This window comes from Sphingopyxis sp. KK2, assembly GCF_001990265.1.
Lineage (GTDB): Bacteria > Pseudomonadota > Alphaproteobacteria > Sphingomonadales > Sphingomonadaceae > Sphingopyxis.
Map to the genome: position 1 here is coordinate 1 of NZ_LYVN01000112.1, position 13,554 is coordinate 13,554.

General features: G+C 64.2%; 14 protein-coding genes and 1 pseudogene. 6 read left to right on the forward strand and 9 right to left on the reverse strand.

Going from position 1 to position 13,554, the window contains the following annotated elements; genetic code table 11:
• From B1A78_RS16215 to B1A78_RS16225, 3 genes and pseudogenes are all read left to right on the forward strand, one after another.
• Window positions 1-157: pseudogene (locus tag B1A78_RS16215) on the forward strand (translation initiation factor IF-1); the annotation flags it as partial.
• A 181-nt stretch (window positions 158-338) separates the two neighbouring features.
• On the forward strand, window positions 339-551 hold the full coding sequence (locus B1A78_RS16220; protein WP_077147959.1) for a hypothetical protein: 213 nt from the start codon (window positions 339-341) through the stop codon (window positions 549-551).
• A gap of 45 nt (window positions 552-596) precedes the next feature.
• Window positions 597-788 carry a hypothetical protein gene (locus tag B1A78_RS16225; RefSeq protein WP_218667991.1) on the forward strand — a complete coding sequence of 64 codons (192 nt, stop codon included), beginning with the start codon at window positions 597-599 and terminating at the stop codon, window positions 786-788.
• A gap of 231 nt (window positions 789-1,019) precedes the next feature.
• On the opposite strand, the gene B1A78_RS16230 is transcribed toward B1A78_RS16225, so the two are convergent.
• The 9 genes from B1A78_RS16230 to B1A78_RS16270 all read right to left on the reverse strand — a co-directional run bounded on the left by B1A78_RS16230 (window position 1,020) and on the right by B1A78_RS16270 (window position 11,489).
• A complete protein-coding gene (locus tag B1A78_RS16230; RefSeq protein WP_077147961.1) occupies window positions 1,020-2,963 on the reverse strand; it encodes a hybrid sensor histidine kinase/response regulator in 1,944 nt (647 codons plus the stop codon).
• Window positions 2,963-3,604 (reverse strand): chemotaxis protein CheX, encoded by a 642-nt coding sequence (locus B1A78_RS16235; protein ID WP_077147962.1) that lies wholly within the window; start codon window positions 3,602-3,604, stop codon window positions 2,963-2,965. Before B1A78_RS16235 ends, B1A78_RS16230 begins: the two co-directional genes overlap by 1 nt.
• The gene (locus B1A78_RS16240; RefSeq protein ID WP_077147963.1) at window positions 3,601-3,984 is read right to left on the reverse strand and encodes a response regulator; all 384 of its coding nucleotides are present in this window, start codon (window positions 3,982-3,984) and stop codon (window positions 3,601-3,603) included. Before B1A78_RS16240 ends, B1A78_RS16235 begins: the two co-directional genes overlap by 4 nt.
• Before the next feature lie 62 nt (window positions 3,985-4,046).
• Complete coding sequence (locus B1A78_RS16245) at window positions 4,047-4,286, reverse strand: hypothetical protein (protein WP_077147964.1); 240 nt, start codon at window positions 4,284-4,286, stop codon at window positions 4,047-4,049.
• Window positions 4,283-6,259, reverse strand: a complete 1,977-nt coding sequence (locus B1A78_RS16250; protein WP_077147965.1) for a chemotaxis protein CheA — start codon at window positions 6,257-6,259, stop codon at window positions 4,283-4,285. The genes B1A78_RS16245 and B1A78_RS16250 overlap by 4 nt, the downstream gene beginning before the upstream one ends.
• Complete coding sequence (locus B1A78_RS16255; protein ID WP_077147966.1) at window positions 6,259-7,101, reverse strand: protein-glutamate O-methyltransferase CheR; 843 nt, start codon at window positions 7,099-7,101, stop codon at window positions 6,259-6,261. The genes B1A78_RS16250 and B1A78_RS16255 overlap by 1 nt, the downstream gene beginning before the upstream one ends.
• Window positions 7,098-8,195 carry a chemotaxis-specific protein-glutamate methyltransferase CheB gene (cheB, locus tag B1A78_RS16260; protein ID WP_077147967.1) on the reverse strand — a complete coding sequence of 366 codons (1,098 nt, stop codon included), beginning with the start codon at window positions 8,193-8,195 and terminating at the stop codon, window positions 7,098-7,100. The genes B1A78_RS16255 and cheB overlap by 4 nt, the downstream gene beginning before the upstream one ends.
• Entirely contained in the window at window positions 8,192-9,562 is a 1,371-nt protein-coding gene (locus B1A78_RS16265) for a chemotaxis protein CheW (protein ID WP_077147972.1), read from the reverse strand. The genes cheB and B1A78_RS16265 overlap by 4 nt, the downstream gene beginning before the upstream one ends.
• A gap of 1 nt (window position 9,563) precedes the next feature.
• Window positions 9,564-11,489, reverse strand: a complete 1,926-nt coding sequence (locus B1A78_RS16270) for a methyl-accepting chemotaxis protein (protein WP_077147968.1) — start codon at window positions 11,487-11,489, stop codon at window positions 9,564-9,566.
• Window positions 11,490-11,881: 392 nt separating this feature from the next.
• Between B1A78_RS16270 and B1A78_RS16275 the strand changes: the two genes are divergently transcribed.
• The 3 genes from B1A78_RS16275 to B1A78_RS16285 all read left to right on the forward strand — a co-directional run bounded on the left by B1A78_RS16275 (window position 11,882) and on the right by B1A78_RS16285 (window position 13,287).
• Window positions 11,882-12,127 (forward strand): hypothetical protein, encoded by a 246-nt coding sequence (locus B1A78_RS16275; RefSeq protein WP_077147969.1) that lies wholly within the window; start codon window positions 11,882-11,884, stop codon window positions 12,125-12,127.
• Between the two features lie 618 nt (window positions 12,128-12,745).
• Window positions 12,746-13,054 carry a hypothetical protein gene (locus tag B1A78_RS16280; RefSeq protein ID WP_077147970.1) on the forward strand — a complete coding sequence of 103 codons (309 nt, stop codon included), beginning with the start codon at window positions 12,746-12,748 and terminating at the stop codon, window positions 13,052-13,054.
• Between the two features lie 8 nt (window positions 13,055-13,062).
• Complete coding sequence (locus B1A78_RS16285; protein WP_256838947.1) at window positions 13,063-13,287, forward strand: hypothetical protein; 225 nt, start codon at window positions 13,063-13,065, stop codon at window positions 13,285-13,287.
• Window positions 13,288-13,554: the final 267 nt, after the last annotated feature.

The following is a 13,554-nucleotide window of genomic DNA, read 5'->3' on the forward strand; positions in this document are numbered from 1 at the left end:
CGCCTACACAGCCGGCCGGATGCGGCGTTTCCGCATCCGGTCTGTTGTCGGCGACGCCGTACGCGTCGAAATGACACCCTATGATCTGACCAAGGGCCGCATCGTCTATCGCGATCGTGGTCCGGGCGGTCCAGGCGCCGCGAGCAAGCGGCGCTGACATCTAATCCAAGAAGACCAATATGTTCCAGAATAGCAGTATTTTTCCAAGCCTTCCGCCCTTCCGCTAGCAGGAACGCCGGTGCAGCCCAGCCAACGAGCGCGGCCCTCTCCGACGCTCTCGCGGCGCGAACTCAGACGCCTCATCGCCCACATGATCGATTGATCGAAAGGATAGCAGCATGGCCGCCACAGGAACGAGTGAACATTATCGTGAGCAGGCCGAGCGCTGCGAAGCCGATGCCGCCGCGTCCGATCTGATGGAGGTGCGAGACCGCAACCTGCGTTCGGCCGCCGCCTGGCATGCCATGGCGAGCAGGCAACAAAAGTCAGAGGCGGCGCGCGCAGAAAAGAATCGGCTTGCCGATGCAGTGCAAGCGCAGTGTCTCGCCTGAGCAGCGCCACCCGTTCCCGGACCGATCAAGGACAAAATAATGGATATGAACCAGCTTTTCTACCAGCACCAGATGGCGTTGATGGATGCTGGCCGTGCACGCCAGACCGGTGTCGCGACCGCCAATTACGACCTCGTGCGCCATTATGGGAAGCGCATCAACCGTTTCCGCGAAGGCCGCGGCCTCGCGCCCTATTTCCTCGTCTCAGGCGCTACGGACGGTTCTGTCTCAGCCTGACACCACGGTACTGGCTTCCATTAGCTCGCGGACACACCCCCGCCTCTCTCTCGTGACTTGGGCCAGCGAGCATCAGGCGTGCTTCCTGACTTGCATAGGTCTGGGGCGACCGTAGCAAAGCGAAGACTTCAAACGACCTTTGAATCCCGAAACCGAGGGCAGATCTGCAGCAGTTATCAGTTTCAAAGTCTTAGCCGCTCTGCTCACCGGCTTTTTAGGCCCCAACGGAAATCACGCCGTTGCCATTGCCTGCGACAACGCGTCGGCCAGCGCCTTCTGGCTGAAGGGTTTCCCAAGCTTAACGGCACCCGAGCGGAATCCGGGAGGCAACTCCCCATATCCCGTCGCAAGAATGAGCGGGACATTCGAACGTATTTCGTCGATCTGTTCTGCAAGTTCGGCGCCGGTCATCCCGGGCATCGCATGATCGGTGACGATTACGTCGATATCGCTATTTGCCGCGAACAGAGCCAGCGCCTCGTCGCCCGAGCTCGCTTCAAAAACGGTGTGGCCAAGATCTTCGAGCAGTGCGGATGTGTTCATAAGGATGAGCGAGTCATCGTCGACCGCCAATATCTTGAGCTTATGAAGTTGTGTTGGCGCATCACATCCATCGTCGGACGGCCGATCCGATTGTTCCTCTGCAGCGGTTGCCGCGGGAAGCCAGAGCGAGGCGGTCGTACCCTCTCCAGCTCGGCTTTCGAGCGTAAAGGTGCCGCCAAGCTGCTGCGCAAGACCATGGATCATCGAGAGACCCAGCCCGGTGCCCTTTCCGACGCCCTTGGTGGTGAAGAAAGGCTCGACGGCGCGCGCCAGCGTGTCCTCGTCCATGCCGAAGCCGGTGTCGATAACACTGAGCTTAAGATAGCTGCCCGGCGCGAGTTCGCTGCTGGCGATATCGATGTGCTCGCAGTTCGAAGCGACAAGGATCGTCCCGCCGCCCGGCATCGCGTCGCGCGCGTTCACCGCAAGGTTGAGGATTGCCATTTCGATCTGATTGGCATCTCCAACAACGGGCGGCAGATCACGCGGGAAATCGACTTCGACCGGCCATGACGGACCAAGAGTCCGGCGCATCAAATCGAGCATTCCTTCGACCAGCTGCGGGATGGCGATGATTTCCGATACGAGATCCTGGCGGCGCGCGAACGCGAGCATGCGCTGTGTCAATGCCGCGCCGCGTTTGGTGCCGGCAAGGGCATTGTCGATCAACCGCACCACCTGCGGATCGTCGCCCACGCGCTTGCGGAGCAGATCGAGACTGCTCGATATCGCCATCAGCAAATTATTGAAATCGTGCGCGACGCCTCCCGTGAGCTGCCCGACAGCCTCCATCTTCTGCGCTTGGCGGAGCGCGTCCTCCACGGATTGGCGGCTTGCAACCTCTGCAGCGACGCGCGCCTCGAGATTGTCATTGAGTTCGCGCAGCTGCGCCTCGAGCATCTTTGCATGCGTCACGTCGTAGATGACGCCGATCAGCCGGTAGCTGTTTCCCTCGCGAACGATCTCGCCCCGCCGCTCTATCCATCGATGCTCGCCATCGTCGTTCCGGACGATCTGGAAAGTCCCGTTGAGAGTGCCCGGCGCCTCGCCGGCATAGGGGCCTGGAATGAGCGGCTCCTCGCCGCCGCGCAGCACACCATTGATTGTCTGGCTTGGAAGGGCCGGCGCGGGGTGGAGGCCGAGCAGGCGACAGAAGGTATCGGAAACGCTGGCGGTGGCGAAGCCGTCGACATATTCGAATGTGCCGACGCGTCCGGCGGTCTGCGCGATCCGGAGGCGATCCTCGGTACGCTTGCGTTCGGTCACATCGACCAGCAACCCCGTGAAGCGGACGGGCTCGTCGACCGCATCGAGATGGCATTGTCCGCGGCCATGAACCCACAAAATCTGGCCATCGGGCGCGATCACCCGAAATTCCTTGGAGAAGGTCTCGGCGCCCGCAAGAATCGCGGCGACGGCAATGCGAATGCGCGGTCGGTCGTCGGGATGGATCGCACTGAAGAAGATTTGGGGCGATACGCCGGCGAGCGCGGTCTCGGGGTCGAGGCCATAAAGTTCGGCAAACTTGTGGTCCGCGTGGAGCCGGTCCCCGGCTATATCCCAATGCCAGGTGCCGCTCGCGCCCATGGCGGCAAGCTCGGACTGGAGATTGTCGTCGACAGACAGCGACATCAAGGGAGGTCGTCGCCGACGACGCGGGTGATGAAATCTTCGAGCAAGCCTTTCAGAATCGCTAGCGAAGGAAGATCCATTATCATCGCGATATATCCCCGGATGTCGCGGCTCCTCACCGCAAAATCGATGTAGAGAAAAAGCACGAGCCCCTCTTCGGTTCCCTGTTCCTCCGCGGCGAACAGGCTCGCGCCGGTCCCGCGTACGACCTGCGGAATCGACATGGAGAGCGAACGCTTCAGCATGTTCGCCATCGTCGCAAGGCAGGAGTTCAGTATCACATTGCCGGTCTCGGCAAGCGCTTCCTGCTCGATCTCGATGACCTCGTCGGCACTAAGTTCACTGCCAGCTACCGCGCGCACGAGGTCGAGACTGTTTTCTTCTGGAAAGATCAGGAGCGCGCGGCCTGCGAATGCGCCGGTAAAATCCTGCCGCACCGCCACCAGGTCGCTGACTTCGCGCTCGGTGATGAGGCGCGCTGCACGCGTCTGGCTGACCACCTCGATCGCCGGAACGGAAAGAAACACCTGGTCGCCGATCATCTTGCGCAAATTCGAGGCGGCCCGGCTGACGCCGATATTGACGATTTCTGTCAGAGCATCGCGTTCCAGCTCGCTGAGGGAGACATCGATCGGAATCACGCGCGCTGCGATCGAAGCGTGAGCGCCGCGCCTGAAATAAAAGCCTCGAGTCCATCGGCCGTCACCGGCTTCGGAACGAACGCCGCGCCGATTTCGCGCGCCCGCGCGATGATTTCGTCCTGGATATTGGCGGTGATGATTGCAATCGGCATGTCGGGATAGAGAACGCGCAACTTTGCCGCAAGTTCAAGCCCATCTGTTTCACTCATGTTAAAGTCGATGAGCGCGACATCCGCCGGCCCTTCCTCCAGGCGCTCCATCGCCTCGGCAGCGCTGGCCGCTTCTACCTTGGTCCAGTCGGGCTGCAGTTCGGCAAGCGCCTTGCCGGCGACGATACGCGCCAATTTGCTGTCGTCGACGATCATTACTTTGGCAGGCATAAAAACTCCCGAGGATTGAAAAATGTCGTTAAGCGCAAAGGCGGGCGGATGATAGTTGCCATCTATCGCTCTGCCGACCGGCGGCCGAATAATTGCGCCAGCATCGGATCGGCTGGCAGGTTCCTGATCCTGGGTGCGCACGCAAGAAGCAGTTGCGCGACCGCGAGATGAAGCTTCGAGACGTCCGATGCATCGATCGTCGCATCGGTTTCGTCGACGAGCAAGTTCAGCAGCGTCTCGGCATCGTCGGCGGCGCATCGGCCGACAAGCCGGATGACCCCATTCTCATGTACGACGCTCATGCAAGAAGCTCCGCAAGATCGACGATAAGCAATATTTTTCCATCTCCCAGCAAGGTCGATCCCGCGACCGCGGTGAGCGATCCTAACAGCCCCGTCGCCGGCCGAACGACCGCATCGATCCGTTCCCCCAATGCATCGACGCGGATGGCCACCCGCTCGCCGCTCGCCTCGGTCACGATGAGGCGGGCGACACCGCCTTGGGCCCGGTCGCCGCCGAGAAGCGCGGACAAGGAAACGACCGGAACGGTCCGATCCCTCAGTACGCAGGCTTCGCCCGATCCCGCCAAGGCAATTTCACTTGCGTCGATCCTGACGGTCTCTGCGATCTGGTCGAGCGCGATCCCGTATCTATGGCCGCCAGCCTCGACGACGAGCAGCCGCGTCGTAAGGGCGTTGACCGGCAGTCCGAGTTCGACCGTCGTCCCGGTCCCAAGTGCGCTCGCGATGTCGACGGTTCCGCGCAATTCTTCGACCGCTGCCTGAACAGCGTCCATGCCGACGCCGCGCCCCGACGTGGACGTCACCGCGCCGGCCGTAGAAAAGCCTGGCAGGAAGATCATGCGAACCGCCTCGGCCTCGCTCAACGCCTCGGCGGCCTCGCGACCGATCAGGCCCCGCTTGACCGCTGTGTCACGCACCGCGGCCGCATCGATCCCGCGGCCATCGTCGCTAAGTCGCACAAGGATGCGATCGCCGGCGCGCTCGAACTGGAGGGTGATACGACAAGCCGGTTCCTTACCCGCGGCGACCCGATCTTCCGGCTGTTCGGCTCCATGGTCGATCGCGTTACGTACGAGATGGAGCAGCGGCTCGAACAAGACGTCGGCGATGCGTTTGTCGACCTCGAGGCTTTCCCCCCGCAGCCGGAAATCGACGGTCTTGCCGAGTGTTTCGGCAATTTCGCGAACAAGGCGCGGCAGTCGGCGAAGCGCATGCGCGAGCGGAACCGAGCGGACTGCGCCGATATCGCGCTGAAGGCGGTTCGATACCTGTTCGAGCTGCCCATGGATGGCGCGCAGTTCGGCGCCCCTCGCGGGATCGGATTTCGCGAGCTCTCCGGAGAGACGTGCGAGCCCGTTCACGGCGACGATCAATTCGCCGAGTCCGTCTGCCAGGCGATCCACGCGCGATGCCTCGACGCGAAGAATGGTTTCGCGTGCGCGGCGAGCGCCGGGCGCAGGCGCCTGCGCTTCGTCGCGATCGATCCGATGGATTTCGACCTGTCCGGGCGCCAGCCGGAAGGCGGCCCGAACGGCATCGGCGCTCGCGCCGCTTGCCCCTTCGAGCCGCGTCACGCACTGAAAGGGTTCGAAGTCGCCGAGTTCCGGCCACGCGCTCTCTGAGGGCAGCGCCCGGAGAAGGATAAGCTCGGGGACCGCAAGCGCCAGCGCCAGCGGATCCTCGCCGCGGAAAAAACAATCGCGGTCCGGACGATAACGGAAGACAGTCAGCGTTTTCGGCGCCTCCAATAGTCGCGCGCTCTCCGCAGCGAACCATTCGGCCGCCCATGTAGCATCGCCGGCCTCGCGCTCCGTCGCCGACCTTCCGTCCGAACCCGCGCCCTCTCCAGCGGCAGTAGCGTCACCCAATTGCGGCGCAAGCTCTCTGAGTTCTCCTATGTGGGCAGCTGCGACCGAACCCGCATCGCGGGGCAGCGCGGTCGTCGCTTCGAGATTGTCGATCCACGCATCGACCCTGTCGATCGCTCGCTGGAGGCGATGGATCGCGCGGCCGTCGAACGGGATCTGCCCCGAACGGGCGCGGTCGAGAATATCTTCAGCCGTGTGGAGCAGGTCTTCGGCCGGCACGAGCCCGAACACCGCAACCGAGCCTTTCAAGGTGTGGACGGCGCGAAACGCGCTATCGAGCGCCGACCCGTCTCCCGGCGTCTGCGCGAGCAGACCGAGATCGGCCGTCGCACGCTGTACGAGGTCCCGGCCCTCGACGAAGAATTGTGCGAGCAGCTCGTCCATCAACGCCGCCGGTAGACGATCGCGTCGCCAAATCGAACCATCTCGAACCGGTCGCTGATCCGCGTCATGGACTCGCTGTGACCCAGACAGAGATAGCCCCCGTCCGCGAGCGCGCCGTGGAGGTTGTTCGCGGCGAGCAGACGCGAGCCGTCATCAAAATAGATCAGAAGATTGCGGCAGAGAATGATGTCGAACCGGCCAAGACCCACAACCGAGCCGGGGTCGATGATATTGGCGTTGGTAAAGCGAACGGACTCGCGAAGGTCGCCGATGATCCGCCGCTTGTGATGATGCTCGGGTTCGAAATAGGCCTCGAGTACGCTGCGTGGAAGCTTCGCGAGCGAACGCGCCGAGAAGCGGCCTTCGCGGGCGAGATCGAGCGCGGCGGTGTCGATGTCCGAACCGACGATCTCGACATGATATGCGTCCACCAGCGCCCAATTCTCGAGCAGCCAGAGCGCGATCGAATAGCTTTCTTCGCCGGTCGAACAGGGCATCGACCAGATCCGGACGTGATCGCCGGGCTTTTTGTGACGGACGATCTCGGGCAGCATGTCGCGGCTCATCGCAGCAAGCTGATGATCTTCGCGATAAAAGTAAGTCTCGTTGATCGTGAACGCGTTGATCAGCGCCTCGCGCTCGTCGAGATGCCGGGACACATGATCGAAATAGCGCGAAGGCGTGGTAAGCGCGAGCCGTCCCATACGGTCGGCGATGCGGCGCTCGATATAATAGCGCTTGTTCGCACCGAAGATCATCCCGGTCCAGCGATAGAGCATCGCACCGATCGCGGCGATGTCGGCGTCGGTGAGCGCAACGGCGGGAGCGGGCGCCGCAGTCACAGGCCCGCCAGCGCGACGAGTTCGCCGCCGATCTCGCCGAGCGGGCGCACCGAGCTCGCCCCGCCCGCCGCGACGAGCGCGCCCGGCATTCCCCAGACGACGGCGGTCGTTTCATCCTCGGCAATCGTGTGGCCGCCGCGCGCGCGAAGCTCGCCCATCGCGCTGGCGCCATCGGCGCCCATGCCCGTCATCAGCACACCGACGAGCCGATCCGCCGGGAGGTGCTTCAGGGCGCTGGTGACCAACCGATCGACGCTTGGATGCCAGAACACGGCCGGATCGCTCGGCGCGGGCATGACGCTACTGGCTCCACCGGGGCGCGAAACGATGAGATCGGCGTCGCCGCGGCCGATATAGGCCCGGCCGGCCTCCAGAGGGAGGATTTGATCGACTTCGACGACATCGAGCGCGCACAGGCGATCGAGCCGGCGCGCGAGAGGACCGGTAAAGCTCGCGGGCATATGCTGTGCGATCACGATGGGCCATGGGAAACCGGAGGGAAGCGAGCCAAGCAATTCGTCGAGCGCCGGCGGCCCGCCCGTCGAACAGCCGACCAGGACGACATGCGCGCCCTCCGGCAGCGGTGCCGGATCGCCTGCACGCGATCGCGCCCGGCGCGACGGCTGGGCGGCGGGAGCAAAAGCGCCCGCCGCTTCTGCCCGCGCCCGGACACGCTCGCGAAGCCGCGCGGTCCGCGAAAGGCGCGCCGAGGCAGCCTGCCGGACCTTGTCGACGAGCAGCCCCGCGAGATGTTCGATTTCGAGCGAGAGCGCGCCGCGCGGCTTCGGAATGAAATCAACCGCGCCGAGCGCCAAAGCCTCCAGCGTTTCGTCGGCGCCATCGGCCGTCAGCGCCGAAACCATCACCACCGGGGTCGGCCGCAGCACCATGATCCGGTCGAGGCATGCGAGCCCGTCCATTCCGGGCATGTGGATATCGAGTGTGATGACGTTGGGGCGGAACGTCTCAAGTGCTGCAAGGGCCTCCTCGGCGCTACGGGCAACCTCGACCTCGAAGTCGCCTGCCTGCGCGAAGATTTCGGCGAGTAACCTGCGCATCAGCGGAGAATCGTCGACGAGGAGCAGCTTTATCATGCAAGCGGCCGCTTCGCTGCGTCGCGAACCATCGCGGCTTCGGTCTGATCGAGCAGCTGCCGCGGGCCGATGACGAGGTGGATACCGGACGCCTCAGGCAGATCGACGACGCGGTCGAACATCGCTGCCTCGCCGCCGAGCGAAGGGGCCGCGGCGAAGCGGTCGTCCGCGATCCGCCGGACGCCGGAAATCGCGTCGACCAGAAAAGCAGCGCGACTCTCGCCGCTACCGAGAAAAATCAGGCGCTGCCCGGCGCCGGCCGAAGCGGCGCGGCCGAAGCGCCGCGACTGCACGACGACCGGGACGGCAAGGCCGCGGTGGTTCATCAACCCGCCCAGAAATCCGGGCGCGCCGGGCACGGCCGTAAGCTGCGCCGGCGGCGCGGCAACTTCTTCGATGGCGGCGGCCGGAAGCGCAAATCGATCGTCGCCGACGGAAAAGAGCAGGAACAGGTCCCCGGCATCCGCCCTCCCCTCCGAACCGGTAGCTGCCAGATCGGCTACGCCGTCAGTCAGACGCGCCGTGATATCGGGGCGCAGGAGATGGTCGGCGGCGAGGACCGAGACGAGCCCCCCGCCTTCGATGCGGCAGATCGCCTGCACCCGCGCCTCGCTGTGTCCCCGGCTAAGCGCCTGGGGCAGCGGGTCGATCGCGTCAGCGTCAACGCGGAGGATCGTCTGGAGGGCATCTACAAGCAACCCGACGCGGTGACGGCCGATGCGCACTATCACGACGCGCGACCGCGCGCTTTGGGCCGCCTGCGGCAAGCCGAGCAGGATCGCCAGCGAAAGGAGTGGAAGCGCCGCGTCGCCAAGCCGGATGCTTCCGATTACCGGCGCGTCCGCATGGGGAAGCGGTGCGACATCGTCGGGGACGCGCGCAACCGTGTCGATCGCCGCGAGTGGCAGGGCGAAGAGCTGACCGGCGACCTCCAGGCTCATCAGCTCGACGCGGTCCTCGGCTCCTTCACTTGCCTCCGCCGCCGCGCGGCGAGCCGGTGCCCGCCTGGTGCGCGGCTTCAGAAAGCGGGCGGCGAGTGCGGCGACATCGACAAGTTCGCGGTCCGAGGCTGCTGCAATCTCGTGCACCGCGTCTACGGCCAACCCGATCCTCTCCCCGGCATCGACGACGACCACCCACCGCGGCACCGCCCCGCCAGCGCCCGTCAGCATCTTCGCGGCCGACAAAATGGGGACTATGCTGCCGCGGAGGCTAGCAAGTCCAAGAAAGCCGTCGGGTGCGTGCGGCACCTGCGCGAGTGCGGGCAGTCTCGCCACCTCCAGGACGTCGCTCGCGGCGAGCGCGAAGTCGCACTCGCCGGCCCGAAATGCGAGAATTTGGCGTATCGAGGCCGGCGCGCCGGCCAACTCAGCTCTTTGCGCCAAGGGCGAGCGCGAGCGATGCGATATCCTCGATCGCGGCGGCGAGCGCTTCGGCGCCCTGCGTTTGTTGACGGGCCGCCACGCCGGCTTCGCGCGCCGCGCCGGCGGCGAGCTCTGCAGCCTCGGCAATCTGCGACGTGCCGGCGGATATTTCACGGGCGGCGCGAAGCATGTCGTCGGAGCCTGCCAATATGCTCGCATTCGCGGAGCCGATCACGCCGACTTCCAGGACGATCGCGCCGAAACGCTCGACCATGGCACGATTGCGCGCGATCTCGGCCTCCGATGCGGCGCTGACCTGGTCGAAATCCCGGCACACGGAGGTAACCTGATCAAGGATGTCGCGCGCGGCATCCTTGGCACGCTCGGCGCTCGCGGCCGCATCGCGGGCCAACGAGCGTATGTCGCTCGCGACGGTCGAAAAGCCGGCCCCTGCTTCACCCGCCCGCGTCGCCTCGATCGATCCGCTGACCGCGAGCATGCTGGTTTGCACCGCCACCAGCGCCAGACTGTCGGTGATCTTCTCGATTCGCCGTCCGGAGGTCCGAAGCTCCGCCAGCAGGTCGAGGACTGCGTCGATCTCGGAGAGAGCCTCGCTCACGCCGCGGGTCAGAACCTCGATCGTGGACTGACCGCGCCGCACCGCGTCCTCGATCGAGATGATACGATCCTTTGCCGCAGCGGATCGTTGCTGCGCGATCGACGCTATTTTCTCGATCTGGCCCATCGCGAGATTGGCCTGCATCGTCGCCGACGCCTGCACCTGCGTACCGCGAACGATTTGCTCGATCGCAACCAATATCTGTCCCGAAGCGCCCGAAAGCTCCTGGACCGTTGCTGACAGCTGCTCGGCAGCAGCCGCGACCTGCTCAGCCGCCGCGTCGTTCGCACCGCTCTCCAGCTTGTCGGTCAACGCGCCCAGCGCTTCGGCCGTCTGCTGGCTCTCTTCAAGAGAGGCGCTCTGCTGCTCGGTCGCCTGCTGCGCTTCGGCCGCTGCCGCCGACTGTTCTTCGGCGGCGCTTGCGATCTGCTCGGCGCCGCGCTCGGCCTCGCGAAGCGCGGTCTCGGCCTCGATCGACGCCTGATGGATCTCCTGGGCCCCCTCGCCGAGCTGTCCGAGCGACGCGCGGGCATCGCGAAGCTCCGCAGCGACACCGCGGCCCGCCTCCGCCTCGCTGGTGGCGAGCTCGGACGCTGCGCGAACGCGCGCGGCGATCTTGTGCACTTCCGAGGCGATCGAGACCGCAAGCTCCGCCATTTCGGCAGCGTTCGTCTCGGACGTCTCGGCGAGGACCCGGACCTCGTCGGCAACGACGGCAAATCCCGATCCGGTCTCGCCTGCTTTGGCCGCCTCGATCGCGGCGTTGAGCGCGAGCACGCTCGTCTGCTCCGAAACGTCTACGACGCTGCGACCAATATCCCCGATCGCGCTGGCCGCCGTTTCCAGCGCTGCGATCAGTTCGACGCTGGCGAGCTGACGCTTGGCATTGAGTTCGATCGCGGCGACCGAGCCGTCTATATGCGCGCTGACCTCGCTGAAACTGGCATGAACGGCCTCGGTTTGACGGACCGACAGCTCGGCGCGTTCGCGCGACTCGCGAAAGCCTGTTCGGAGGCCCGATATGAGCCCCAGCGATTCCTGCGCCGCGCCGGCGGCCTCCTCGGCCCCGCTCGCGATGAGGTCGGTGGCACGCTGAAGCTGCGCGGCCGCGGCTGCCGCCTGCCCGATGCCGCTTGCCAGCTCCTGCGTCGCGACATCGATACGTTCGACGGCGGTGGATGTGCGGAGGGGCCGCCTGGCGGCACTTTGCCTGATGGCGACTGCGGGCGGAGCCGGCTCCGCCACGGCATCCGGCGTTCGCCGCGGAGCCTTGGCGCGCGCACCGAGCGACGATTTTTTCACCAGCGCCATGCGCCCCCCTCAAGTCCGTTACCGGGCCAGCCTAGGCTTGCCTCTCTATCGGGACCAGCATCATTTCTCGGCCCCGTCAATTTCCTGGGTTATGTCGCCGAAAAAAATGGGCTTTCTCGCGGCCGGCTCGGCGAGACCTGTCGGCGGCGGCTGCAGGCCAATGGGTCGGACCGCATAAGCTCTCCGGGGTTATCGGCCGCACGGCCGCGAACGGCGGGTTGCTGTCATTCAATTTCCGTTCGCCGGACCATCGCCCCTTCTTGCTTGGCGAAAAGAGATGCGACGGCATTCCGGACGCGGGTTCCCACCGTCGGCTGGTGCGATCTCACGCGATGTTGATGCATGTTGTGGACAGATTCTCCCGATCGGCGAAGTTCCGGGGAGAGGCTGATATGGCACGCTATTTTTTTGATCTCCGTGAAGGGACCGAGCTCTTCCTCGATGAAGACGGCGTCGATTGTGCCGGCATCGGCGCAGCGCAAGAGCTTGCCCGCAAGGCCGCGAGCGGATTGATCGCCTCGGCAGTGGGCGGGGGCGAAGCCGATTATCAAGCAGCGCTTGCGGTTCGCGACGACGACGGTGCGCCCGTCTTCACACTCTTCTTTTCATCGCCTGTGCATTGCGAATTCCGCGATTAGGAAGCTAGTCCGCCATCCGTGCGGGCCTGTCCGCGGCATCGCCCGCACCCGCTGAACCCGCACATTTGACAAAACGTGTCATCGAAAGCGGCGCCTGTCTCCGCGCTCGCCTCTTGCTGAGGATTCGGCGAGCAATTCTTCGAAACCGTGAGGTTATCGCGCTGTGTCGTCCGATATTAGGCGTGTCGAAACTCGAGAATGGCCGGTAGCGGTCAGGCAGCTTTGGTATTCAAATCTTGCGGATAAGACATTCCCCAATTTCTCTCAGGCGCGACTGTCGCGATGAGCGATGCGAAAGAATCACCGTCGTCACGAGTTTTTTTGGCGCTGCGGTACAATTATCTTCCCTTCCGCGCGCCTATCCGCGCCGGGCGACCCAGAGAGCTCTTCCTTTCAGGAAATCCGAGTTCTTCATCTGACGCCCGCCCGGTTCCGATCGCGCGGGCGTCTTTTTTGTACACGCAGGTCGAATAGGCTGCCGAAACCACACGAGACGCTGCCGCACACCTTACAATCCCGTCGCAAACCCCTATATCTCGCTCATCGCTGCACTCGTTTTCGTAGGCCGCCGCGACTGAGAGACATGGTGCTCCCGCTTACACGCAGGGGCCTAGCGCTATGACTTCGCAAACCGATCACGCTCAACTGTCAGCACTGGCGACGCCAACGGGCGATAAGGGCCGATCAGCCCGCTTCTTCCGAAAGAGCCGCACGCCGCTGCCGCCCGGCGATGCGCGCCGCCAAGGCGACATCAGCCAACTCGCTTTCCTCACCATAGGCGGACGCGATCCTGCAATAGCGTTTCTCAACAGCGACAATGCAGAGCTCGGGGGGCGCCCGCTCGCCATCGCGACCGCAAGCCCGGAAGGATATGAGCGCGTCGCCGCGGCGATCCGGTTAATGGCGCGCATTCCGGGCTTCGAATGAGCCGTGCGATGAACCTCGCACTGCCCGAGGCAGAAGTGAAGCGCCTCTGCGAGGAACAGGGCGTCAGCATCAGCGCGATCGAGCCGCTCAAGTCAGGCGGCACCCGGCTCATTTGCACGACAGGCGCCGGCGCCGAGGAAATGCGCCTCAGGCTTCGCCGGCATGTGATCGACGGTGAAGTGACGCGGCATCGTTTCTATCGCCCGCCGACCCCGAACGAACTGGGCCGATAAGCAGAATAACCGGGACGAACCTTCCCTAATCGTCTGCCGATCCCTCTGTGATTTATTATAACCCAGACAACGAATTTCCGACAGGAAATGCAGTATAAGGCCGTAGCAGAAATGTAATAAATCAAGAAATTCGTTGACTTTTATATAATCTCATTCATACATGTCCTGCTAACGTCGCCTGCGACGGAATTTTGATACCCTTCGCGGGGTCTATTTCTTCCCTTCTCACGCTTCCAGCTCTGCCGGTGCTTTTGCCGGCGGGTACCC

What these genes read in the sequence shown, in the direction of transcription:
- B1A78_RS16220 (WP_077147959.1), top strand. Translation starts at nt 339, where the DNA reads ATGGCCGCCACAGGAACGAGTGAACATTATCGTGAGCAGGCCGAGCGC.
- B1A78_RS16225 (WP_218667991.1), top strand. Translation starts at nt 597, where the DNA reads ATGAACCAGCTTTTCTACCAGCACCAGATGGCGTTGATGGATGCTGGC.
- B1A78_RS16230 (WP_077147961.1), bottom strand. Translation starts at nt 2,963, where the DNA reads ATGTCGCTGTCTGTCGACGACAATCTCCAGTCCGAGCTTGCCGCCATG.
- B1A78_RS16240 (WP_077147963.1), bottom strand. Translation starts at nt 3,984, where the DNA reads ATGCCTGCCAAAGTAATGATCGTCGACGACAGCAAATTGGCGCGTATC.
- B1A78_RS16245 (WP_077147964.1), bottom strand. Translation starts at nt 4,286, where the DNA reads ATGAGCGTCGTACATGAGAATGGGGTCATCCGGCTTGTCGGCCGATGC.
- B1A78_RS16250 (WP_077147965.1), bottom strand. Translation starts at nt 6,259, where the DNA reads ATGGACGAGCTGCTCGCACAATTCTTCGTCGAGGGCCGGGACCTCGTA.
- cheB (WP_077147967.1), bottom strand. Translation starts at nt 8,195, where the DNA reads ATGATAAAGCTGCTCCTCGTCGACGATTCTCCGCTGATGCGCAGGTTA.
- B1A78_RS16270 (WP_077147968.1), bottom strand. Translation starts at nt 11,489, where the DNA reads ATGGCGCTGGTGAAAAAATCGTCGCTCGGTGCGCGCGCCAAGGCTCCG.
- B1A78_RS16275 (WP_077147969.1), top strand. Translation starts at nt 11,882, where the DNA reads ATGGCACGCTATTTTTTTGATCTCCGTGAAGGGACCGAGCTCTTCCTC.
- B1A78_RS16280 (WP_077147970.1), top strand. Translation starts at nt 12,746, where the DNA reads ATGACTTCGCAAACCGATCACGCTCAACTGTCAGCACTGGCGACGCCA.
- B1A78_RS16285 (WP_256838947.1), top strand. Translation starts at nt 13,063, where the DNA reads ATGAACCTCGCACTGCCCGAGGCAGAAGTGAAGCGCCTCTGCGAGGAA.